Consider the following 24,321-nt stretch of genomic DNA (forward strand, 5'->3'; position numbering starts at 1 on the left):
GGATAAGGATGAAAGAAATTATCGCGATTGTACGGATGAATAAGACAAGCGCTACTAAAAAAGCGTTAGTAGAAGCTGGTGTAGCTGGTTTTACTGCTTTTAAAGTAGAGGGGCGGGGGAAGTTAGTAACCAACCCAAGTTTGATTTTGGAAAGAAAGAAAGAACTCCTTCTTATGGCTGGGGAGGATCAAACAGGGGAAGCAGAAAAGCTGATTACAGATTTTTTGGTTGGTACTACATTATTTCCACGAAGATTGTTTACCATCCTTGCCCATGATGAAGACGTAGCTAAGATTATAGACGCTATTATTCAAGCAAATAAGACCTGTAATAACGTAGGTGATGGCAAGATCTTTGTACTACCAGTTATAGATGCCATTCGGGTTCGTACTGGTGAAACGGGAGAAGTTGCAGTATAACAGGGGAGGTAAGGGAAAATGGAAATGAATGAAGCAAAACTTCAAGAAATACTAGATCAATATCCAGCAAAAGTTCAAAAAAATCGTAAAAAACATATATTTATTAAACGTTCCGAGCTAGAAAGCCAGCAAATCGAAGCCAATACCCGGACCATTCCTGGTATTATCACCAATAGAGGCTGTGCTTATGCGGGATGTAAAGGCGTTGTTCTAGGTCCGATTAAAGATATGGTGCATATTGTTCATGGACCGATCGGTTGCGGATATTATGCATGGAATACACGTAGAAATAAAGCCAAATCCGATGATCCAAAGCAAAATTTTATCAACTACTGCATATCTACCGATATGCAAGAAAGTGATATCGTCTTCGGTGGAGAAAAGAAATTAACCAAGGTAATTGATGAGGTCATGGAGATCTTTAAACCGAAAGCCATTACTCTTTCTGCTACCTGTCCAGTAGGGTTAATTGGAGATGATATGGGAGCTGTCGCCAAAGCAGCGGAAGCCAAACATGGCGTTCAGGTACTATCCTTTAGCTGTGAAGGTTATAAAGGTGTTAGCCAGTCAGCTGGTCATCATATTGCCAATAATATATTAATGGAAAAGGTCATCGGTACAGGTGAACAAGAAGAGGCTCCTGCTAAATTCCCGATTAATCTCTTAGGGGAATACAACATTGGCGGAGATGGTTGGGAAGTAGAACGAATCCTTAAGGAAATTGGCTATCATGTTGTATCCGTTATGACAGGGGATGGCTCTTATGAAGCAATTAAAAATGCGCATACAGCAGAACTTAATTTGGTTCAATGTCACCGCTCGATTAACTATATTGCAGAGATGCTCGAAACCAAATATGGTACACCATGGTTAAAAGTTAACTTTATTGGAATTCAAGGAACCATTGAGTCTCTACGTAATATGGCTCTTTACTTTGATGACAAAGAATTAACTCTTAAGACAGAGGCAGTAATTGCTAGTGAATTGGCAAGGATTGAACCTGTATTTGAGCAATACAAAAAGATTTGTGAAGGAAAAACAGCTTTTTGTTTTGTGGGAGGATCCCGTGGTCATCATTTCCAAAATTTGTTTAGTGAACTAGGAATTGAAACCTTATTGGCAGGTTATGAATTTGCTCATCGTGATGATTATGAAGGCCGTGATGTCATTCCTACCATTAAAACCGATGCGGATAGTAAAAATATTCCTCACTATACAGCAGAAGTTGATGAAAAGCGTTTCCGTCTAAAAGTATCACCAGAGAAATTGGAAGAGCTAAAAGCAAAAATACCTTTAGGTCAATATAATGGGATGCGTTTTGATATGAAAGATGGCAGTATCATTGTAGATGATTTGAATCATTTTGAAACGGAAGAGTTTATCAAATTACTGAAACCAGATATTTTCACTTCTGGAATCAAGGATAAATATGTTATTCAAAAAATGGGGATTAATTCAAAACAACTACATTCTTACGATTACAGCGGACCCTATGCTGGCTTTAACGGTGCAGTAAAATTTGCTGAAGATATAAGCATGGGATTTGCATCTCCAACTTGGAATTTTATTACTCCCCCATGGAAAAATCAACCTTTACTAGAAGGATCAGTAACTGAGGAAGGAGTGGCATAATATGTTAGATTGTACACCAAAAGAGATAACAGAACGTAAAAGCGGCGGTATGATTAACCCCGCCAAAACTTGTCAACCAATTGGCGCTATGTATGCTGCTCTCGGGATTCATAAATGCTTGCCTCATAGCCATGGATCACAAGGGTGTTGCTCTTACCACCGTATGCACTTAACTCGTCATTTTCGTGATCCAGTTATGGCCTCTACTAGTTGCTTTACAGAAGGATCATCCGTCTTTGGTGGTGGGGCTAACTTAAAAGCATCAATACAAAACGTTTTTCATATCTATAAGCCCGATGTTATGGCGATACACACCACTTGTTTAACAGAAACGATTGGTGATGATGTTTCTAGTATCATTAAAACAGCGGATGTTGCTGAAGGTAAGCTTGTCATTCATGCAAATACGCCTAGTTACGTAGGGTCACATATTACGGGATTTTCCAACATGACAAAAGCTATGGTTAGTTATATAGCAGAAAGTACGTTGCCAGTAAAAAAAGAGCAAGTTAATATTATTCCTGGTTTCGTCAATCCTGGAGACATGCGAGAGATTAAACGTTTAGTAAAAAGTATGGACATTGAATATATTATGTTTCCTGACACATCAGGGGTTGTCGATTCACCAATGACTGGAGAATTCGAGATGTATCCTGAAGGTGGTACTACGGTGGAACAAATAAAGGATACTGGGAATTCACAACTCACCCTAGCTTTGGGTAGATTTGCCTCTAGTGATCCTGCGGATCTTTTAAACAAACAGTGTGAGGTTCCAGCAGCCGTTTTGAAGACACCGATTGGTATTAAGGCAACAGATGCTTTATTAATGACCTTACGCAATAGTTTTGCTCGCGAAATTCCTAAAGAACTAGAAATAGAACGGGGCCAACTGGTTGATATTATGACAGATACTCATTTTCACTTCCATGGAAAAACCGTGGCGATCTTTGGTGATCCTGATATCGTTACTGGTATCACTGAGTTTGTATTAAGTTTAGGCATGGTACCTGTACATGTACTGACAGGTACGCCAGGGGGATCCTCTAATTCTGCAGCCGGAAGTTTTGAAGATGACATTAATGAAATGTTAACAACTGCAGGGATTACAGCGAATGTTAAAAGTGCTGGTGATTTGTTTACCTTGCATCAATGGATTAAAAATCAGCCTGTAGATTTATTAATTGGCAATACCTATGGCAAATATATTGCTCGGGCTGAAGATATTCCTTTTATGCGGGTAGGGTTCCCAATTCTAGATCGAAGTGTCCATTCCTACTTGCCGATCGTTGGTTACCAAGGTGCTATGCGATTGATTGAAATGATCAGTAATACTCTCTTGGATAGAGCCGATCGCGATGCAAAAGATGAAGATTTTGAGTTGGTAATGTAGTAGTAGGCTATTTTAAGAAGAATCTCAAGTATTGGAAAAAACGTTGAAACACGAAGAACGCAAAGATAAACAAAGAGCACGAAGGAATCGTATTCTTATATTCCATTCTTCTTACTCTTCGCGCCTTCGCGTTTCAAACAGTTTTTTCTCTATCGTTATAAAAATAGTTTCTTAAGCTATATGTTTTAGGGAGAGGATGTGAGATGTACTATGGCTGAAGATAATGCAGGAAGGATTGCAGAAAGAGATGGATTTATTGTTACAAAAGGCAAGAATAAGAAACAACTTCAATGTGATACAGATAGTTCTGCTGGGTGCGTAAGTCAAAGAGCTTGTGTGTATTGCGGAGCCAGAGTCGTGCTCAATCCGATTACGGATGCCATACATTTGGTGCATGGGCCTATTGGCTGTGCTAGTTACACTTGGGATATTCGCGGCAGCCTAAGCAGTGGCGCTGAGCTATACCGCAATAGCTTTTCTACAGACTTAAAAGAGCAAGACATTATTTTTGGCGGAGCGAAAAGATTAAACGCAGCCATTGATGGATTGGTGGAAAAGTATCAAGCAAAACTAGTTTTTGTATATTCAACTTGTATTGTGGGCGTAATTGGTGATGATCTGGAAGCCATATGTACAGCAGCCTCCCAAAAACATAATATCGAAGTGATACCTGTTGAGTCTAGCGGGTTTATTGGTAACAAATCTGCTGGCTACAGGGCAGCGGGGGATGCTCTGCTTCGCCTTATAAAACCTTCAGAACCGATAGTGAAGTCCAATAGTATTAACTATTTGGGGGATTTTAATCTAGCTGGCGAAGCTTGGATTATTCATAATTATTTGCGGCAGATCGGTGTAGAATTAAATGTTACCTTCACTGGCGATTCTCACTACACGGCTTTGAAGTCAGCTCCTAAAGCCAAATTGAACATTATACAATGTGCTGGCTCTATGCTATATCTTGCGGGAAAAATGGAAGAACTTTATCAGATTCCTTATATTCAAATTTCATTTTTGGGAATTGAAGATACAGCAGCCTCCTTACGAAAAATAGCGGCTACTTTAGGAGAGGAATCTATGATTGCTAAAGCGGAAGACTTGATTGCCAAGGAAACTGCTAGAGTAGAAGCCATTATTAAAGGATATCGGGATAAACTGCAAGGCAAGAAGGCTGCCATTTATGTGGGTGGAGGATTTAAAGCCATCTCTCTCGTTAAACAATTTAGAGAAATTGGGATTGATGTCGTTATGATTGGTACACAAACAGGCAGAAAAGAAGAATATGAAACCATTAACAATTTAGTGGATGATGGAACTGTTATCTTAGATGATGCAAATCCTGCCGAATTGGAACGATTTATGATGGAGAAGGGAGCTCATTTACTAGTAGGTGGTGTAAAAGAACGTCCATTGGCCTATAAGCTAGGGATTGCCTTTATTGATCATAATCATGATCGAAAACATCCTTTAAGCGGTTTTGAGGGTGCTGTCAACTTTGCAGAGGAAGTATACTCTACGGTTTGTTCTCCTGTATGGAAGAGTCTTTCAAAATCAGGTATTGACAGAGGGGTGACAGACCATGGCTGAAAAAAATCATGTCCATTATCGAGATGTGAATGAAAACCCTTGTAATATGTGTATGCCCATGGGCGGAATTTTAGCCTTAAAGGGCATTGAACAGTCCATGGTTATTGTACATGGCTCTCAAGGTTGTAGTACCTATATGCGTAGGCATATTGCAGAACATTTTAATGAACCTGTTGATGTTGGATCTTCTTCCTTAAATGAAAAGGGCACAATCTATGGTGGGGAAAAGAATCTCAGACAAGCCTTAGATAATATTGTGAAAGTGTATCATCCTGCTCTGATTGGTATTGTAACAACCTGCTTGGCCGAGACCATTGGTGAAGATATTGAGAGAATTACAGGTCAATATCTAATTGATAAACAAATGGAAGATTTCCCCATTGTTACGGCAGCAACGCCTGGTTATGGTGGGAGTCATTTTGAAGGTTATTTTCTAACCGTGAAAAGAGTTTTAATGCAGTTAACGGCAGCAACTAAAAAAAATAATAAGGTTAACGTGATTATTCCTAACATGAGTCCTGCTGATATTCGTGAAATCAAGCGTATCCTAGAATTGATGAAAATTGAATATGTATTATGTCCTGATTTTTCAGATACCTTAGATCGCCCCTTTTCTCGGCCTTATACCAAAATGAGTGACGGTGGTACAAAATTAGTCGATATCAAAGAGATGGGTGGTGGGCTTGCTACCATTCAGATGGGAATTACACTGGATGATTCTATATCTCCAGGACAATACCTAAAAGATGAGTTTGGTGTTCCTTTATATAATTTGGCCATACCGATTGGTGTGGAAAGTACAGATGCTTTTATTAATACCTTAGTAGAAATAACCGGTAAGACGATTCCAGAGAGTCTTACCAAAGAGCGCGGGCGTTTGTTAGATGCGATGATTGATTCGCATAAATATAATTTTCAGGGAAGATGTGTTATTTTTGGTGAACCGGAGATGGTCTATGCGGTAACCAAAACTTGTGTTGAAAATGGAGTTTTCCCAGCAGTTGTGGCTACGGGTAGTCAAGGCGGCAAGTTAAATGAGCTAGTAGGGTTAGCAGTAACTGATTTTCTAGAGAAAAGCAATCTATTTATTGAAACTGATTTTGCTCATATTTTAGCTGCTAGCCAGGAAGCTAAAGTCAATATTGGGATTGGTCCTTCAGATGGTAAGTATCTTACAGAAAAAGGCGGAATTCCCTTAGTCAGATTAGGATTTCCCATTCATGACCGAGTGGGAGGGCAACGCATTTTGTCAGTAGGTTATACAGGTACTATGATGTTTCTGGACCGAGTAACCAATACACTACTGGAAAACAAATATATATCCTATAGAAGTTCTATGTATGAAAAGTATTATCAGCAAGGGTAGCTGTGACAATGGCATGAAGGAATAATAATATTACCCTGAGTTGTTGGGGGAATTTGAGGTGAAGGGTATGGAAGAGAGCAAACATCCTTGTTATAGTGCTGATGCGCATCATAAATATGCCCGAATGCACTTACCAGTGGCGCCCCAGTGCAATATTAGCTGTAATTATTGTAATCGAAAATTTGACTGTGTAAACGAAAGTCGACCAGGGGTAACGAGTGAAGTGTTAACGCCAGAACTCGCAAGTCAAAAATTTTCCTGGGTTAAAGAAAATATTGAAAATCTTAGTGTCGTTGGAATTGCTGGGCCTGGAGATGCTTTAGCTAACTGGGATGTTACGAGAAAATCCATCGAATTGATTCAGGCAAAGGGTGAAGATGTAATATTTTGCCTGTCAACAAATGGCTTAATGTTACCAAGGTATGCTCAGGAATTGGTTGAACTAGGCATAAAGCATGTAACGGTTACTGTAAATTGTCTCGATCCTAACATTGGTGCTCAGCTTTATAAAGTCGTTAATTATGAAGATAAAAGCTATACAGGGGTTCCTGCTGCTGAATTGATGATAAAAAATCAATTAGAAGGAATTACTTATTTAGTAGCCCATGGAGTATTGGTCAAAATTAATATTGTAATGGTAAAAGGGATTAATGATCAGCATATTCCAGAAGTTGTCAAAAAAATGAAAGAGTTGGGCGTTTTTATTACCAATATCATGCCATTAATTCCTGCTCCGGGAAGCGCATTTGAGAAATTCCCTCAGACCAGTATGAAAGAGATTAATGAAATGAGAGATCTTTGTCAGCTGGAAATGCAGCAAATGAGGCATTGTAAACAGTGCCGAGCGGATGCTATTGGTTTACTAGGTAATGATCGATCTAATGAATTTCGTATGACAAAGCCCAAAGTCGAAGATACATCGCTAGAATCCAAGGAAGATGATAAAGCATATAAAATTGCCGTTACTTCTAAGCATGGTAAGTTAGTGGATCAACACTTTGGCCATGCAACGGAGTTTTTGATATACCAAGGAAAGGGTAACGAGTTTACTTTGTTAGAGAATCGTAAGGCAGAACAATATTGCTCTGGAATTTCCGATTGTGACAAAGATGAAGAGCGAAAGATTGCAGCAATGCAAGCTGTTGCTGACTGTGATGCGGTACTAACTATGCGCATTGGTTATCATGGACAGAAAAGGTTATCAGAACAAGGTGTTATGAGTGTTGAGTATTGTTACACCGTAGAAGAAGGCTTAGGGTATGCGTTAGAACAATTAAAAAAAGTAATATGAAAAAGAAAGGAAGGATATTATGAATAAGCCAAAGTTCCATATATTTGTATGTACAAGTTCTAGAATTAATGGGCAACAGAAGGGGTACTGCCATGCAAAAGGCGGCGTCGATCTTGTTATGAAATTTACCGAAGAAATTGAAGAAAGAGGTTTAGGTGGAGAAGTTTTTGTCAATAACACAGGCTGTTTCGGTGTTTGTGAACAAGGACCAATTATTGTTGTATATCCTGGAGGTGTTTGGTATAAGGGCGTTACTATTGATGATGTAGAAACGATTATGGAAGAACACATTGAAGGTGGTAATGTTGTTAGCCGATTAGAAATCTAAAGGCGTATTGTGGAAAGGAGTGGTTGCTGTGGCAGAGCATATTGCAGTCTGTATGAATGATAATGGTGTAACCAGTTCTTTATATGATTCCAGCGCCATTGTCATTTACCAAAAAGAACTCGGTAATTGGAAGATTTTCAAAGATAAAAAATTTTCTTTAGATAAACAAGGCGGAATGGCTGAAATGCGAAGGCAAATGGCTGAGTTAGTCCCCTTTTTAGACCAATGTAAGGTTTTTGTTGGAGAGTCTGTTGTTGGTGTGCCTTACTTTGAATTAGAAAAGATGCAATGCAGTATTTGGGAATTTGAAGGAGAACCATTGTCTTTTCTAGATTATGTTTTAGAACAGGAAGAGAGCAAGGCACAGGAGAATGCAGTTCAAGGCAGTAATGCTATACCTGTTCCTGTAGAAAGGGAAAATGGAGTTTATTATATATCTATTAAAGAGATTCAAGAGAATAGTGGTGGAATAACATCGAAACAAGTGCTATTGCCATTTATACGTCAGGGGAAATTTTATAGTTTAGAAGTCCTCTGTAATCATATTCCCCCTTGGCTTGAAGCAGAATTATCCGTTGGTAATTTAATTGGTCGAGTAGAGAAGCTGGCACCGACAGAAACCCATGTTTATATTGGTAAAAGAGGCTGCGAGACATGATTTGGATTGATCAAACCTTACAGGAGGGCTTGGCTAGGGGGCTAAATAGGGGAGAGTTAAAACAGATTTTATCGATTTTACAGAAACTTCACGTAGAGACTAGTGATGTAATAGTAGCTGACTGGGAACAAAAGGGCTTTTCAGAGCTTACTAGATTCGAGCAAGAGCGACTACGGGGGATTACCAATGGAACCGCAGAGGAAGTGGAGAGAGCCCATGCCTTAGGTTTCAAAAAAATTATTGTTTCTTGTGCTCCCCATCTGGGGCAAGGTTTAATCAGCCAGGTTTGTGCCGCTTTATTTGCAGCGAAAAAGATGGGGATGAAGGTGAGTCTTTGTATAGAAAATGCTTCTCAGTTTTCCCTAGAAGAAATCGGTTTTCTTTGGCGAGATATTCCCATTGATGGGATAGAATCTTTTATTTATAGTGATAGGGATAGTCTTCTTGATCCTTTATCTACTGCTAGGATTATGGCCTTTTTACGTAAAAAAATTCCTGTTACCTTAGAATTTCATGGACATAATGCCTATGGGCTGGCGAGTGCTAATGGATTAGCAGCTTTGCAAACTGGTGTAAAGAACATTGCAGTAGCAGTGGCTGGCATAGGCTTACACGGGCATGCAGCTATAGAAGAACTTATAATGGCGCGAAAGAGTTTATTAGGCGAAGGATCTGGGGTGAATTCCCAGTTGGCTCAGCTATGTTCACAGATGATATCCCTTATAGGACTTAACGTTCCAAGTAGTAAGTCTATTATCGGGCGGGATATTTTTGCACATGAATCGGGAATTCATGTAGATGGAGTAGTTAAAAATCCACAGTTGTATGAAGCTTTTTCTCCTGAGGAAGTCGGGTTAGAAAGACGTTTGGTAATTGGTAAACATTCCGGAACATCATCCATACAGGCTAAGTTTCGCCAGTGGAATCAAATTCTGCCTGTAGCGGATGCACAAATTTTATTAAAGCAGGTGCGTGAATTGGCTGTGGCGGAAAAAAAAGAAGTAGATGATAATGCTTTATGGGGAATGTACCAGGCGATGATCTCTAAACGCAGTAAGAGATTCTCCACAATCGAGGTTAAGCACCAACGTTTTGTTGCAGGTGTTTGACCTCAACTTTTTTATATCTAGAATCTATATAATAAATATTGGCTATGTTGTTGGTTGCTAGGAATGGTATAGGGCATCTCTTGTTTCCTACGTAATGCTTTAGTTGTACCCAATCCTGAAGAGTGTTGTCTATATATTAAAATTAAAATATCTAGATGTTTGATAGTAGAAGGGAAAGGATGGATCAGTATGCAAGAGGTAAGAAGGGCAGAAATTGTGGATACTACTCTTAGAGATGGGGAACAGTCGCCGGGCATCGTTTTTTCAGTGCAGGATAAAGTAAAGATTGCTACTGCGTTAGATAAGGCGGGCATTCCATGGATTGAAGCTGGCGTTCCTGCCATGGGAGGCGACGAGCAAGAAGCTATGAAAATGGTATTGGCAGAGCCACTGAAAGCAAAGATAATTGCTTGGAATCGCGCCAATAAAGAGGATATTTTAGCGTCCATTTCTTGTGGCTTTTCCTATTTGCATATTTCCGTTCCTGTTTCCGATTTGCATATAAAGCAGAAATTGAAAAAAGACAGAGCGTGGGTACTAGATCAATTAGAAAAGTCTATCTTATTCGCGCAAAGTTTTGGTTGTACTGTTACTGTAGGGGCTGAGGATGCTTCAAGAGCTGACCGGGAATATTTTTTGCAAGTAGCAGATGTAGCGGCAAGGCTGGGGGCAATCCACATTCGTTATGCAGATACGGTAGGGTGTCTAAACCCTTTGATTACCCACGCTATTTTCCAAGAACTAATTCCACGCTGCCCTTTGCCCGTTGAAGTACACATGCATAATGATTTTGGCTTAGCAGGTGCCAATACTATAGTCGCTTTGCAGGCTGGAGCAGATTTAGCCAGTACAACCGTTGCTGGTATTGGGGAGCGGGCAGGTAATGCAGCTTTAGAGGAGGTTGTTACAGCCTTGCAAGTTATGTACGGTATTAGTACTCCTATTGATAAAGACGCCTTTTTAGGTCTTAGTGACTTAGTAATGCAGGCCAGTGATAAAACAACTTTTCCTTATAAGCCAATTACTGGTAGTGCATTCGCCTAAGCCTAATATATCGGCCATAGTACCTGGAGAAAGTCTACTGCATTAACCTATTTATAGGATAATATCTAAACTCCAAGAGGAGCTTGCGTCAGCAAGTTTTTCCTGGAGTTTTATTTGCAGGAATTTATGAATTTAGTATGGAATTAGAAAAAGTGGATCTCAATAAGGTTGTTGGAATGCATAGTAATTAAGACACCTAAAATAAGGACCGTAGGCCAAGTATTGAAAAAAAGAATACATTGTTAGATGTGTCGATAAAATAGATTGAGGTGAAATATGGATGTTATAGATTTTTCTTTACGTTTGAGTGCGGCTTTAGTTTTTGGTGCAGCCATTGGTTTTGAACGTCAAAGGCGGCAGCGTATGGCAGGGATTCGAACCAATGCTTTGGTTTGTGTAGGGGCTGCTATGTTCGTAATGCTGGGGTTATTAACACCAAATGAGGCCAGTCCTACTAGAATAGCAGCCCAAGTAGTCACTGGTATTGGTTTTTTGGGGGCTGGCGTTATTATGCGGGATGGCCTCAATGTTCGAGGCATGAACACAGCGGCAACCATGTGGTGTGTAGCAGCAGTAGGTACTCTTACTGGGATGGGATTTATTCTGCACGCAGGGGTTGGAATGATAGTGATCCTAATTGCTAACGTTTTACTAAGGCCCTTAGCACGTATCATCAATGACAAACCGATGCTTATGGAAGATACAGAAATACGTTACTTTTTCCGTGCAGTATGTCGTACAGAAGGAGAAGTTCATGTGCGGAATTTATTGTTGCATATTGCGCATGAGGAACCCGTGATGCTAAGAGCAATTCATAGTGAAGATTTAGAGAACTCAGAGATGGTAGAAGTTGTGGCACAATTTGTTGCCAATAAACGTACAGACAAATCTATGGAGCAAATTGTAAGTCGTTTGAGTATAGAGTCTTCTGTCAATGCAGTTAGTTGGCGGATTATGGATAATATTGATAATGATGCGGATTGACCTCCTAGGAAAAAAGGGAGCAGTAGTGTGAGTGTATTAAATTTATTTGAAATTATTGGAACAGTAGCTTTTGCAGCAGCAGGGGCCTTGATTGGAATTGAAAAGAAACTTGATATTTTTGGTGTATTTATGTTGGCGCTAACAACTGCGGTAGGTGGAGGTATTTTCCGCGATATGCTTATCGGTGTCACACCTCCAACTGCCTTCGTATTTCCCCTATTTACAATCATCAGTTTGATTACAGCAATTGTGGTTTGTGTCGGATATAAATGGATTAGTAAATTCAATAATATTATATTAATTTGTGATGCAGTAGGCCTAGGAGCTTTTACGGCAGCGGGGGCTAATTTGTCAATTACCTATGAATATCATCGATTATTTATTACTGTTACCATGGCTGTATTAAGTGGTGTAGGTGGCGGTGTAATCCGTGATGTGTTTGTACGGGATATTCCCTTTATTTTTCAAAAGGAAGTTTATGCAGTGGCCTCTATAGTCGGTGCCATATGTTTTTTCTATGCTAAGCCATCTATGCAAGGTAATGGTGCCATGTATTTGTGCTTTTTAGTTACTGTATGCATACGCATGATTTGTATGAGATATGATATTCATTTGCCGGTTATTGGCACAAAATCAAGTAAGAAATAAAAGAATATGGGAGAGGCAAGATGGAAAATAAAAAAATTAAAGATTTTCAATCGGGCGATTTGGTGCAAAGTTACTTTTTAGTGAAGGCCGCTGAATATAAAACTACAAGCAATCAAAAAAACTATCTTGATTTGACATTGGTAGATCAGACGGGTGAAATCAATGCTAAGCTTTGGGATTATAGTTTAGAAACCGAGCCCCAATATGTCTCTAGTATGTTAGTTCGGGTAAGAGGAACGGTTTCCGAATGGCAGAATCGGCTGCAACTTAAGGTCGACAGAATACGAATGGCTACTGAGGAAGATAATCTAGACGTAGGTGATTTTGTACCAGTAGCTCCTTATAGCCCAGAAGTAATGTTTGCTGAAATTGAAGAATATATAGGCATGATTAAAAATACGGATATATATAAGATTGTCAGTACTTTAGTCACTAATAATAAAGAAAAACTATTGTTATATCCAGCCGCTAAGCAAAATCATCATGCGATTCGTTCGGGCCTTTTATATCATATTACCACTATGCTCAAAATGGGAAGAAAAGTAAGTGAAGTATATATAGGCCTTAACCGGGATCTTTTATTTGCGGGGATCATTTTGCATGATATTGCGAAAACAGCTGAGATGAATGCAAGCGAGCTTGGTATTGTCTCTGAATATACAGTGGAAGGTGAGCTCCTTGGACATATAATTCAAGGCATAAAAATGATTGAAAAGACGGCTATTGAGCTGGGGGTAGACCAAGAGGTCTCCTTATTGTTACAACATATGACATTGTCTCATCACTATGAGCCAGAGTTTGGTAGTCCTAAACGACCGATGATTCCAGAAGCCGAAATTCTGCATTATCTCGATATGATGGATGCTAGAATGTATGATATGAGGCGAGCCTTAGAAAAGGTGGAAGATAAACAATTCTCCGATAAAATATGGCTGCTAAATAATCGCAAATTATATAAATCAGCTATAAAGTACAATGGAGAAAATGTAGAATGATAATTCCATTTTTCGAGTAAGAAAAATAGTGATATAAGAAAAGACTTGACTTGTGCCAAGTCCTTAGACGCAGGCAGAAGCCTTAGTCGTTCTTACTTGGAATCAAGAAAGTGGTATATTTTCTGATTCCGCTAGAAAAGGGAAGGCTCTTTAAAGAGCACTTCCCTTTCGTTTTAAAAATAACTAATGGAAAGGTGAGGAAAGATAGAGTGATGAATGCACAGTCACATTTTGACAATGGAGTTGAAGCAGCCCACAGGGGCGATGCATTGCAAGCAATCGATTTCTTTCGGCAAGCTATCTTATTGAAGTCAGATTATGCTGAAGCTTATAATGCTATAGGGGCATTGTTAATAAATATGAATCATTTAAGTCAAGCAGAATATTATCTTCACCGAGCTATAGAATTTAAGGATAACTATCATGAGGCGTTTTATAACTTAGGAACATTATTTAATAAGATAGGCCTTCTATATGAAGCGGAAATATGCCTTCATGAAGCGATAAACCTAGATCCAAATTTTCCGGAAGCACATTTTCGACTTGGAATGGTTTTCAAACAGATGGAACGTTTAGAAAAAGCAGAAACGCATCTGTGTAAGGCTGTCGAACTGCGACCTAACTTTAAAGAGGCTGATTTCGCTTTGGGAATACTATACTTGCTTCGAGGTGAGTATGAGAAAGGTTGGAAACGTTATGAATTGCGTCGCAAAATATTTGACTCTTTTGATCCTGGGATCAGCCACTGGGAAATAAAAGACCTGATAGGAGAAAAGGTTGTATTATTTCATGAACAAGGTTTTGGCGATACGATACATTTCTCAAGGTATGTTAAAGAGATTACAAAAGTAGCTGCTGAAGTAGTTTTGCTAGTTCCTAAGCAGTTAGAAAGAATAATGTCTAGCTCACTAAAAAATATTACAATTCATTCGGATGAAAAAATGGTAGGAGAATATAAATTTTCCTGTCCATTACCTACGCTTCCTTTTTTATTTAATACCACTTTACATACAATTCCCAAATCCATTCCATACATAAAGATAAATAATGACGTTATAGAAAAATGGCGTAATATTGTAGAAAAAGAAATAAACCTAAATAAGTATAAGGTTGGTGTAGCTTGGGCTGGAAACCCGAATCATAAAAATGATCGAAATAGGTCAATTCCGTTTGGTTTGTTTAAACAGCTTTTTTCTCTCAAGGTAGTAAGTTGGATAAGCCTGCAGGTAGATGAGCGAGTCAATGATTTACGAACATTTCCTAATGAAGTAATAGACTTCCATGAATATATGAGTGATTTTGCCGAAACGGCAGGACTTATTGAAAATATTGATCTCATTATAACAGTAGATACGGCAGTTGCACACTTAGCGGGAGCTATGGGAAAAGAAACGTGGCTTCTTTTGCCGATTGATCCTGATTGGCGTTGGCAAACCCAGTGCCAAAATAGTCCTTGGTATCCAACTATACGTATTTTTCGCCAACTTCATATTGGTGATTGGCAAGAAGTTTTGGCTAGAGTAATAGTTGCTTTGGATGCTAAACTTAAAAAGTAACAATAAATTACAAAAAACAAAGGCAATTCCAATATTCTGCATCGATATAAAAAATAGACCAACTATATAAAGGGGGAAAAGTTAATGTCTATTTCGTCAATCAGTTCTAATGATGCATATTGGGAATTACTAGCCAAGAAAGCAAGTGCAAAAGCAAGTGCAACAACATCCACCACCACAACAGCAACGGATGATAGTACTTCTTCGACAAAAAAAACGAGTAGTACTGACACACAAGACAGCTTTGCGGAGTTAATTTCTATGCTGTCAGCAATGTCAGCCACGTACGCTGGTAATACGCAAACCAATACTAGTGGGGATTCTGGTTCCGATTCCGATCTTAGAAGTTTTCTAGAGAAAGTTAAAGCGGGAACTGTTACCACAGAAGATCTAACAACTATGCAAGCTTCTCTTGCCAATGCGCCAACAAGGCCTAAACAAGGTGCTGGCACAAACAATGATTTCGATTCAAACCTTACTGCTTTTCTAGATAAAGTGAAGGCTGGAACGGTTACCACAGATGATCTTACAAGTATGCAAGCTCTTCTTGCCAATGGTCCCACGCCTCCAGGTCATAGTGAAAGCAATAATTTTGATTCAAGCCTTACCGCTTTCCTTGATAAAGTGAAAAATGGAACTGTTACTACAGATGATCTAACAAGTATGCAAGCCCTTCTTGCTAGTGGCCCCACAGCATCTAGCCAGAGTGCTAGCACAAGTAATGATTTTGATTCTAGCCTAACGTCCTTTTTGGATAAAGTGAAAAATGGAACTGTAACTACAGATGATTTAACAAGCCTACAAACTCTTCTTGCTAATGGAGCGAAGCCACTTAAACAAGACAATCAAGATTTATCGCAACAATTACTTGCCCTAGCTGCTAATTCCTACGAAAATGATTATCAATCGATTGATAGCGCAACCGCTTCTTGGAAAGTTTAAATAATAAGTACGAAATTATTATTTAAATATGTCATAGATATATCGTTTATGGCAAGAAAAAGGAGGCCTAATTATGTCGATAGCAATTAGCGGCAGTACTCAAACCAGTCAATCTAGTTCTGAAAGTAATGTATCTACGTTACAAAAGCAGTTAAAAAGTCTTACAAGCCAAATACAAAAATTGCAAACGGAAGATGCGACCAAAAATGCAAAACAAATTGAGTTGCTTGAACAGCAAATGCAACAAATTCAAATGCAAATTCAACAAGCACAACAAAAATATCAATCGCAAAATTCCAATAAGAATCAAAATACTTCAGCAAAGTCAGAGATTGGTCCTGCCTATGAAGTAAGTCTTACCCAAACTAACAATCAAACGGCTCTTAGCAGTGAAGAAGCGTCAGGAACAGAATGATACCAAATCATAAGCAACAGTATTCCATTCAGTATAGCGAAGTTAAATAATTAAAAAACAGGGAACGGTCTTCAAACCGTTCCCTGTTTTCTCTTACTATAATTTTAATTTAGTTTTAATTCTTTCCACAGCTTCGATGGTAGCCTCTTTGTTACCAAAAGCAGTCAAGCGGAAGTAACCTTCCCCTGCAGGTCCAAAGCCTGTTCCAGGTGTACCTACAATGTGGACTTCACGAAGCAGTTTGTCAAAGAAAGACCATGAATCCATACCTTTTGGTGTTTTTAACCAAATATAAGGAGCATTCACACCACCAAAGGTTTCAAGTCCAATGCTATCGAGGCCTTCTTTAATGATTCTTGCATTATCCATGTAATAGCTGACAATGCCTTTGATTTCAGCTTGCCCTTCAGGAGAATAAACGGCTTCTGCACCTTTTTGGATGATATAAGGTACGCCATTAAACTTTGTAGTTTGTCTACGATTCCACAACTTATTCAGAGGGTGTGGTTCTCCTTTTGAGGTGAGGCCCATAACTGTCTTAGGAACAACAGTAAAGGCGCAGCGAGTACCAGTAAAACCAGCAGTCTTAGAAAAAGATCTAAATTCAATCGCAACGTCTTTTGCGCCTTCGATTTCATAAATGCTATGAGGAAGTTCTGGATCTTGAATATAGGCTTCATAAGCAGCATCAAATAAGATGATGGAGTTATTTGCTTTGGCATAATCTACCCATTTTTTTAATTCGCTTCTAGAAAGAGTAGTTCCTGTTGGATTGTTAGGAACACATAGATAAATAAGATCTACCTTTTCCTTTGGTAATTCAGGGATGAATTTGTTCTCCGCATTACAAGGTAAATAAGTAACATTTTCAAAGACTCCGTTTGAAATAGTACCTGTTCGGCCAGCCATTACATTCGTATCTAAATATACAGGATATACGGGATCTGTAATAGCCACTTTATTATGTACACCGAAGATTTCCTGAATATTACCTACATCACTTTTTGAACCGTCACTAACGAAAACTTCATCTTCGTCTAGCGTAATACCTCTAGGAATATAATCTGTTTCTATGATTTTCTTAATTAGAAAATTGTAGCCTTGCTCTGGACCATAACCTCTAAAGGTTTCAGCATTTGCCATTTCGTCGACTGCCTTATGTAAGCTCTCGATGACAGTCGGTGTTAAAGGTTTTGTAACATCACCGATTCCTAAGCGAATAATGTTTGCTTCAGGATTTTCTGCTTTAAATTGAGTTACCCTTTTCGCTATTTCGGCAAATAAATAGCTGCCTGGGAGTTTTAAGTAGTTTTCATTTAATAATGCCATATGTGATAAGCTCCTTTCAAATACGATAAGTAAGGACTAAAAACGCGAGTTCTTAGTTTTTTTACATAGACTATTTTAATTATACAATGCAGGTTAACATTCCTGCATATACGGAGTAGATATTACAGAAATACAGTTAAAATTTAGTATAGATTGTATAGAATAAAAATATACACTGATAAACAGTGTATATTTTTATCATTTTAGTTTGGAAGCTAATTTAATGATGACCTGCTTGCTCTCTAAGGCGAGCTACCCGTTCTTTTGTGGTTGGGTGGGTGCTGAATAAGCTCATGGCCCAATTTCCTGCCCCACTTAAGGGATTAATGATAAATAAGTGAGAAGTGGATGGGGTAGAGGAAGGCAGCACTTGATGTTTTGCATAATAATCGATTTTTTCTAAGGCGCTGGCCAAAGCTAAGGGATTATTTGAAATTTTTCCGCCAGCTTGGTCAGCTAGGTATTCTCTGGAACGGGAAATGCCTAATTGAATCAGAGTTGCTGCTAGAGGGGCTAAAATAATGGTAAACAGAGTTCCAATAATACCACCATTATCTTCATCATCATTACGGCCCATACCAAACATAGCAGACCATTGAGCCATATGGGCAATCCAAGTAATGACACCAGCAATTGAGGCAACAACTGTACTAATAAGTGTATCCCGGTTTTTAATATGCGCTAGTTCGTGGGCAACAACGCCGGATAATTCGTCATAGGTTAAAGTTCTCATGATGCCAGTAGTAACCGCTACGACACCATATTGGGGACTGCGACCAGTAGCAAAAGCATTTGGTACATCGGTATCAATAACATAAACTCTAGGCATAGGAAGATTTGCTCTGTGGGCAAGATTTGCGACCATCTTAAATAGATCAGGTCCTTGCTCCGGGGTGATTTCTCGTGCATTGTACATTGACAGCACGATTTTATCGCTAAACCAGTAACTTCCAAGATTCATAGCAAGGGAAACTAAGAGCATAAACCCAACTCCAGATCTACCACCAAATAAGCCACCGATTGCCATTAATATACCTGTTAATGCAGCTAATAACAAGGTTGTCTTTAGATTATTCATTGAAAAAACCTCCTTTAATTGAATCACGTAGGTTAGGTAATGTAAACAGACCCTACCTCATATTATGGAACATGAGGCAAGGTCTGGCTTGCAATACTTTATTGCCAGCATCGCCGGGAAAATCCGTATTGACGACATATGCTGTACAGCTACTCCCCTTGCAGGGCTTTATATTCTATTTGAATATATAGTAGCATGAGAAGGCTGGAAGGTCAATCTTTATTATTAACAAAATGAATTGTCAAATTGATAATTTCTGGGCGATTTCCAATACGAATAGGGGGCCCCCATGTGCCTACTCCGCAGGATACAATAACTTGTAGATTTTCTTTAACTAAATAGCCCCAATCTAATTCATAAAGCTTTTTAGTAATTAAATTGTTAGGGAAGAGTTGCCCTAAGTGAGTATGACCTGAAAGTTGTAGGTCAACACCTTGATTGACCGCATCTTCTAGATCGGTAGGTTGGTGGTCGAGTAAGAGGATTGGCAGACTGTGATCAATTCCCATCATAACAGAAGCCAAATCTTGTCGAGTAATTCCTGTATAACGTTGTTTGGATACATCATCTCGGCCCACTACATAAAAGCTATTTGCAACAAGGGCCCATTGGTCGCGAAGTACATGAATATTACCCTGCTCCATATATTGAATAACACGATCGGGCTGTCTGTCAAAATATTCATGGTTACCGAGTATTGCATAAGTGCCAAGTTTGGGGTGAAGCCTGCTAAAATTCTCGATCATATTTTGATCTGGGAGAACTTCTACTTGATTGTCAATGATGTCTCCAGCAAGGAGAACTATATCGGGCTCAAGTTGGTTAATACGGTTTACTATTTTTGTTAAACGACGATTATCAATAATTTTTCCTAAATGAATGTCAGAGACCATGACAACTTGTAAAGTTTCTAGGGAACCTGTAGTTTTGGGAATTGTAATTTCGTAATTCATCGTTACCGGGTGGCGGGCATTCCAAGTTCCATAAAGGATTAGACCTATCGTCAGCCAAAATATAGCGGTAGCGACGAAAAAAGGGTGCTCTGTTACCCTCTTGGGCAAAAAAGGTTTATATTTATGTAAGACACGTAGTAGATCAATGAAAAGGGTGGCTATTAATAAATAATAAATCATACCTAGCCAAAAAGAGCCAGCGTAGGTGAGGTTATCACCAAGGGTAGAAGGGGAAAGGGTTTGTACTAAACTTCCTAGTGGATAAGATAATGCACAGATGCCAAAGATTAAGAGGTAAAATAGGCGAAACATAGGTGAAGACCTAGTAGAGAAAGCCTGCCATCCCCGTATGCCAATATAAAAATTGACGGCACTGTATAGTATTAGTATGATAATAAATATAGTAGGTAAGTGAATATTCATAGTAGCTTGTTCGCTCCTTAGTATATAGTGTTATACTGTGCAACCTTTATTATAACAAAAATTTGAGCTATCAGTAGTTTTTTTTACGGAATCAGAAAGCATAACACTTCCTTGATCTCCAAGTAAGAACGACTAAGACTTCTGCCTGCGCCCAAGTACTTGTCACAAGCCGAGTCTTTTCTTATGGTATCAGAACTTATAAGTTTCTAGTTAAAAAGATTGAACCACAAAGACACAATGCCGCTATCGCGGCACGCAAAGAAGGTGGGAATAAAATGGATAGAACCCCTTTGTGACCTTTATGTCTTTGTGGTTCAAAAAGGACGCGTAGCGTTTTTCTTATGAAGCGCGAGTTAGCAATCATAACATATTATAATTTGATAAATGCTGAAATATAAGGAGAGCCTGGATGTATGGAAGATAAAAAAAGTATCCCACCCTTTGGTATAGTGGATGAAGAAAAAATGATTGGTTTTTGCCAAGAATTAATCCAGATTCCTAGTTATACTGGACAAGAACAGGAAGTAGCGGATTATATAGTAGAGAGAATGCTTGCATTAGGGTATGACCGTGCCTGGGTAGATGGAGTTGGCAATGTAATTGGTGAAATCCGCGGTGAAAAATCAGGTCCTAAGTTGTTATATGATGGACATATCGATACCATACCTGTAAGTGGGAGTGAAGAGTGGAGAAGAGAGCCTTTTGAAGGGGTAGTAGAAGAGGGGTATATTTATGGTAGGGGTGCTGTGAGTAAAGGGGCGTTAGCGGCTATGGTTTACGGGTTGGCACCGTTGGCTCAGCATAAGTCTCAGTTAGCTGGTTCTGTGTTTGTTTCTGGTACTGTTGGAAAAGAGCAATTTGAAGGTCTGGCTTTTCGCCAAGTTATGCAGGTGATTAAACCCGATTATGTCATCATAGGGGAGGCTTCAGGATTAAATATTTGTCACGGACAACGGGGACGGGCCCAAATTATTGCGATGACATCGGGAAAGGCAGCTCATTCAGCAATTGCTTCGGCAGGTGAAAATGCTGGATATACGATGTTATCACTAGTGCAAGAATTGTTAAAGCAGTCTACTTTTCCCAAGGATTCTTTGGGAAAAGGAAACTTAGAATTAATTCATATAGCTTCTGCCCCTTCCCCGAGTAGTTCCACGGTACCTCATAAATGTTGGGCAACCTTTGATCGGTATCTAGTACAAGGAGAGACGGAAGAGGCAATTTTAGAACCTTTCCATAAAGTTATTGAATTTTTACAAGCAGAAGATATTGGATTTGAAGCTGAAGTAGGTATTGTAGAAGCAGGTATTGAATGTTATACTGGCCAATACCTGACGGGAAAACGCTTTTTTCCGGCATGGATGATACCATCTGAACATGAATTAGTAAGTCGCTCTCTAGCGGCGCTAACTAGGGCTGGGTTGTCTCCTAAACTTTCCTGCTATCAGATTTCTACCAATGGTAGTTATTCAGCGGGTATGGCGAAGGTGCCGACAATTGGTTTTGGTCCGGGGTGTCACGAAGATCTGCATATTGCTGACGAGAGGCTGGAGTTAGCCCAGTTAAATGCAGCAGCGAAAGGGTATCAGATTATTTCCTATCCGTTTTTGTTTAGTGAATAAAAAAACGAGTGGTCTTTTTTAAGGAATCTGAATTTATAAGTTCCTAGTTAAAAAGGTTGAACCACAAAGACACAATGCCGCTATCGCGGCACACAAAGTAGAGTGGAATGAAATGGATAGAACCCTTTTGTGACCTTTGTGTCTTTGTGGTTCAAAAAGGACGCGTAGCATTTTTTCTTATCTTGCGTGTTAAGGCTGCTAGTTATTAAAGGAAAATTGTTTTTCTTATAGAATATTTATTCATAAGGATAGTTTAGAAGATAGAGGTGTGGGAATGAACATGACGGAAAATAAAACGGACGAATTAGATTATCTAAAAGACATACCTGTGTTTTTAAATTTGCCAGAGGAACAATTGCGAATTATTCACAATCATACAGTTGAACGACGTTTTGGTAAAGGTAACATTGTTTTTTTAGAAGGAGATTCTGGAGAAGGATTTCATTATGTAAAAAGTGGCAAAGTAAAAGTACTAAGAACCTCAGATGATGGTCGGGAGCATATTATCAAAATTTTAGGTGCGGGTGAAATTTTTGCGGAGGTCCTGTTGTTTAATAATCAGCCCTATCCAGCGACCGCAGTAGCAGTAGAACCTTCTTGTGTTGGAATGATTCGTAATGTGGATTTGGAGCAGCTTGTCCTTAAGAATAATGTATTAGCCTTGCAGCTAATTAAAGCATTAAGCCAACGCTTAATTTATGCCCAGCAAAAAATCAAAAATCTAGCGTTGCATGATGTTATGTCACGTACCGTAGAAGTATTATTGCGATTAAGTCAGGAACAAGGCCATAAATTAGAAAGTGGTGTTATTGAGATTGATCTTGATTTATCAAGGCAGGATTTAGCGAGTTTGGTAGGTACAACAAGAGAAACCGTAACAAGAACACTAAGCTCCTTAAAAAAAGATAAAATCATCGATTTCGATGGTCATAAGGTCAGAATTCTTGATGTAGCCTATTTAACGAAATTATTATCTTTATCCTAAAGAGAGTATAAAAAGATCCTGGATGAAATTCATCCAGGATCTTTTCTGCGGAATCAGAAAGTATAACACTTTCTTGATTCCAAATAAGAACGACTAAGGCTTCTGCCTGCGTCTGAGGACTTGGCCTAAGCCAAGTCTTTTCTTACGGAATCAGAAAGTATAACACTTTCTTGATTCCAAGTAAGAACGACTAAGGCTTCTACCTGCGTCTGAGGACTTGGTACAAGCCAAGTCTTTTCTTATGTTAACCAAGAATGGCTTTTAAGTCCTCATCAGGGGTTGTGATGAGTTGTAGACCAAAAGATTCATTCAATACTTTGAATACGTTTGGAGAGATGAAAGCAGGTGGTGTAGGGCCAATGCGAATGTTTTTTACGCCTAAGTGAAGTAACGTTAAGAGAATAGCCACTGCTTTTTGTTCATACCAAGATAAGACAAAGGAAAGAGGTAAATCATTAACGCCGCAGTTAAAGGCCTTAGCTAAGGCTACTGCTACTTGGATACCAGAAAATGCATTATTACATTGTCCTAAATCCAGTAGACGAGGGATACCATCGATATCACCAAAGTCAATGTTATTAAAGCGATATTTACCGCAAGCTACTGTAAGGATTACGCAATCTTTCGGAACTTTTTGGGCAATTTCAGTGTAGTAATTGCGGCCAGTTTTTGCACCATCGCAACCACCGATCAAGAAGAAACGTTTAATTTTTCCTGCTTTAACTGCATCTACGATTTTATCAGCTAAGCTAAGAATCACATTGTGATGGAACCCAGTAGCAATTGTATAATCGCCAGCAGTTTCAGTTAATGCAGGTAATGCTTTGGCATGAGCGATGATTTCTGAGAAATCACGATCAAGAATTTGTTTACCACCTTGTAAACCAGTAATATTACGCATATAAATGCGGTCGCCATAAGTACAGTTGTCAGTTAGAGGCATTACACAATTTGTTGTTACCAAAATAGCACCAGAGAATTTTTCAAACTCCGTGCGCTGATTTTGCCATGCAGTACCAAAATTACCTACTAAATGTTTATATTTTCTAAGTTCGGGATAAGAATGAGCAGGTAACATTTCTCCATGAGTATAAATGTTAATGCCTGTTCCTTCTGTTTGTTTCAATAGCTCTTCAAGATCTAATAAATCATGTCCAGTGATGACAATACCGTGACCTGCTTTAGTACCCGTAAATACTTGGGCAGGTTCTGGTGAACCATAACGGGCAACATGAGCCTTATCTAAAACTTCCATAATTCTAAGATTCATTTCACCACATTTTAATACCATTTCAATATGGCGCTCTAAGCTAAAGTTAACGTTAGTTAGAGTGAAGAATAAAGCATCATGCATAAAAGCGTCAACTTGTTCATCTCTAGCGCCTAGTTCCCGAGCGTGGTGAGCGTAAGCGGAAATTCCTTTTAAACCAAAAACAAGGGTATCTTGGAGACTGGCAATATCCTCGTTTTTACCACAGACCCCTACTTTAGTACAGCCTGTACCACCTGCAGTTTGCTCACATTGACGACAGAACATACTCATATTCAAATCCCCCTTACATTTTTTTAT

The 24,321-nt window shown here is 39.0% G+C and carries 22 protein-coding genes; 18 read left to right on the plus strand and 4 right to left on the minus strand.

Translation table 11 applies throughout. The features are described from left to right. Positions 1 to 8: 8 nt before the first annotated feature. The 16 genes from QSJ81_RS06975 (at position 9) to QSJ81_RS07050 (ending at position 16,361) form a co-directional block, all read left to right on the plus strand. Complete coding sequence (locus QSJ81_RS06975; protein WP_285716691.1) at positions 9 to 419, plus strand: P-II family nitrogen regulator; 411 nt, start codon at positions 9 to 11, stop codon at positions 417 to 419. A gap of 18 nt (positions 420 to 437) precedes the next feature. Beyond that, complete coding sequence (nifD, locus tag QSJ81_RS06980; RefSeq protein ID WP_285716692.1) at positions 438 to 2,051, plus strand: nitrogenase molybdenum-iron protein alpha chain; 1,614 nt, start codon at positions 438 to 440, stop codon at positions 2,049 to 2,051. Position 2,052: 1 nt separating this feature from the next. Then, a complete protein-coding gene (gene nifK, locus QSJ81_RS06985) occupies positions 2,053 to 3,441 on the plus strand; it encodes a nitrogenase molybdenum-iron protein subunit beta (protein WP_285716693.1) in 1,389 nt (462 codons plus the stop codon). A gap of 210 nt (positions 3,442 to 3,651) precedes the next feature. Next, on the plus strand, positions 3,652 to 5,025 hold the full coding sequence (gene nifE / locus QSJ81_RS06990) for a nitrogenase iron-molybdenum cofactor biosynthesis protein NifE (protein WP_285716694.1): 1,374 nt from the start codon (positions 3,652 to 3,654) through the stop codon (positions 5,023 to 5,025). Beyond that, complete coding sequence (locus QSJ81_RS06995) at positions 5,018 to 6,391, plus strand: nitrogenase component 1 (RefSeq protein ID WP_285716695.1); 1,374 nt, start codon at positions 5,018 to 5,020, stop codon at positions 6,389 to 6,391. The genes nifE and QSJ81_RS06995 overlap by 8 nt, the downstream gene beginning before the upstream one ends. Positions 6,392 to 6,458: 67 nt before the next feature. Beyond that, positions 6,459 to 7,682, plus strand: a complete 1,224-nt coding sequence (gene nifB, locus QSJ81_RS07000; RefSeq protein WP_285717198.1) for a nitrogenase cofactor biosynthesis protein NifB — start codon at positions 6,459 to 6,461, stop codon at positions 7,680 to 7,682. Positions 7,683 to 7,701: 19 nt separating this feature from the next. After that, the gene (locus tag QSJ81_RS07005) at positions 7,702 to 8,010 is read left to right on the plus strand and encodes a 2Fe-2S ferredoxin (RefSeq protein ID WP_038666370.1); all 309 of its coding nucleotides are present in this window, start codon (positions 7,702 to 7,704) and stop codon (positions 8,008 to 8,010) included. A gap of 28 nt (positions 8,011 to 8,038) precedes the next feature. Then, the gene (locus QSJ81_RS07010) at positions 8,039 to 8,668 is read left to right on the plus strand and encodes a Fe-only nitrogenase accessory AnfO family protein (protein WP_285716696.1); all 630 of its coding nucleotides are present in this window, start codon (positions 8,039 to 8,041) and stop codon (positions 8,666 to 8,668) included. Beyond that, positions 8,665 to 9,777 (plus strand): homocitrate synthase/isopropylmalate synthase family protein, encoded by a 1,113-nt coding sequence (locus QSJ81_RS07015; protein ID WP_285716697.1) that lies wholly within the window; start codon positions 8,665 to 8,667, stop codon positions 9,775 to 9,777. The genes QSJ81_RS07010 and QSJ81_RS07015 overlap by 4 nt, the downstream gene beginning before the upstream one ends. A 189-nt stretch (positions 9,778 to 9,966) precedes the next feature. After that, positions 9,967 to 10,821, plus strand: coding sequence for a hydroxymethylglutaryl-CoA lyase-like TIM-barrel protein (locus QSJ81_RS07020; protein WP_285716698.1), 855 nt, complete (start codon positions 9,967 to 9,969; stop codon positions 10,819 to 10,821). Positions 10,822 to 11,097: 276 nt separating this feature from the next. Further along, entirely contained in the window at positions 11,098 to 11,805 is a 708-nt protein-coding gene (locus QSJ81_RS07025) for an MgtC/SapB family protein (RefSeq protein ID WP_285716699.1), read from the plus strand. A 27-nt stretch (positions 11,806 to 11,832) separates the two neighbouring features. Further along, the gene (locus QSJ81_RS07030; protein WP_285716700.1) at positions 11,833 to 12,453 is read left to right on the plus strand and encodes a trimeric intracellular cation channel family protein; all 621 of its coding nucleotides are present in this window, start codon (positions 11,833 to 11,835) and stop codon (positions 12,451 to 12,453) included. Positions 12,454 to 12,473: 20 nt separating this feature from the next. After that, a complete protein-coding gene (locus tag QSJ81_RS07035) occupies positions 12,474 to 13,448 on the plus strand; it encodes a 3'-5' exoribonuclease YhaM family protein (protein ID WP_285716701.1) in 975 nt (324 codons plus the stop codon). A 110-nt stretch (positions 13,449 to 13,558) separates the two neighbouring features. After that, positions 13,559 to 15,004, plus strand: a complete 1,446-nt coding sequence (locus QSJ81_RS07040) for a tetratricopeptide repeat protein (RefSeq protein WP_285716702.1) — start codon at positions 13,559 to 13,561, stop codon at positions 15,002 to 15,004. Between the two features lie 84 nt (positions 15,005 to 15,088). After that, positions 15,089 to 15,946 (plus strand): hypothetical protein, encoded by an 858-nt coding sequence (locus QSJ81_RS07045; protein ID WP_285716703.1) that lies wholly within the window; start codon positions 15,089 to 15,091, stop codon positions 15,944 to 15,946. A 73-nt stretch (positions 15,947 to 16,019) separates the two neighbouring features. Beyond that, entirely contained in the window at positions 16,020 to 16,361 is a 342-nt protein-coding gene (locus tag QSJ81_RS07050) for a FlxA-like family protein (RefSeq protein ID WP_285716704.1), read from the plus strand. Positions 16,362 to 16,457: 96 nt separating this feature from the next. Here the strand turns inward: QSJ81_RS07050 and QSJ81_RS07055 are convergent, their stop codons facing one another. From QSJ81_RS07055 to QSJ81_RS07065, 3 genes are all read right to left on the minus strand, one after another. Beyond that, positions 16,458 to 17,690 (minus strand): LL-diaminopimelate aminotransferase, encoded by a 1,233-nt coding sequence (locus QSJ81_RS07055; RefSeq protein WP_285716705.1) that lies wholly within the window; start codon positions 17,688 to 17,690, stop codon positions 16,458 to 16,460. Between the two features lie 220 nt (positions 17,691 to 17,910). Further along, the gene (locus QSJ81_RS07060; protein ID WP_285716706.1) at positions 17,911 to 18,768 is read right to left on the minus strand and encodes a zinc metalloprotease HtpX; all 858 of its coding nucleotides are present in this window, start codon (positions 18,766 to 18,768) and stop codon (positions 17,911 to 17,913) included. Between the two features lie 212 nt (positions 18,769 to 18,980). Next, positions 18,981 to 20,144, minus strand: a complete 1,164-nt coding sequence (locus tag QSJ81_RS07065; protein WP_285716707.1) for a metallophosphoesterase — start codon at positions 20,142 to 20,144, stop codon at positions 18,981 to 18,983. Between the two features lie 413 nt (positions 20,145 to 20,557). Between QSJ81_RS07065 and QSJ81_RS07070 the strand changes: the two genes are divergently transcribed. Both QSJ81_RS07070 and QSJ81_RS07075 read left to right on the plus strand, forming a co-directional pair. Then, positions 20,558 to 21,766 (plus strand): YgeY family selenium metabolism-linked hydrolase, encoded by a 1,209-nt coding sequence (locus QSJ81_RS07070; RefSeq protein ID WP_285716708.1) that lies wholly within the window; start codon positions 20,558 to 20,560, stop codon positions 21,764 to 21,766. 274 nt (positions 21,767 to 22,040) lie between these two features. After that, positions 22,041 to 22,751 carry a Crp/Fnr family transcriptional regulator gene (locus QSJ81_RS07075; protein ID WP_285716709.1) on the plus strand — a complete coding sequence of 237 codons (711 nt, stop codon included), beginning with the start codon at positions 22,041 to 22,043 and terminating at the stop codon, positions 22,749 to 22,751. 244 nt (positions 22,752 to 22,995) lie between these two features. On the opposite strand, the gene hcp is transcribed toward QSJ81_RS07075, so the two are convergent. Beyond that, the gene (gene hcp / locus QSJ81_RS07080) at positions 22,996 to 24,294 is read right to left on the minus strand and encodes a hydroxylamine reductase (RefSeq protein WP_285716710.1); all 1,299 of its coding nucleotides are present in this window, start codon (positions 24,292 to 24,294) and stop codon (positions 22,996 to 22,998) included. Positions 24,295 to 24,321 lie beyond the last annotated feature (27 nt).

Source organism: Pelosinus sp. IPA-1, assembly GCF_030269905.1.
Lineage (GTDB): Bacteria > Bacillota > Negativicutes > DSM-13327 > DSM-13327 > Pelosinus.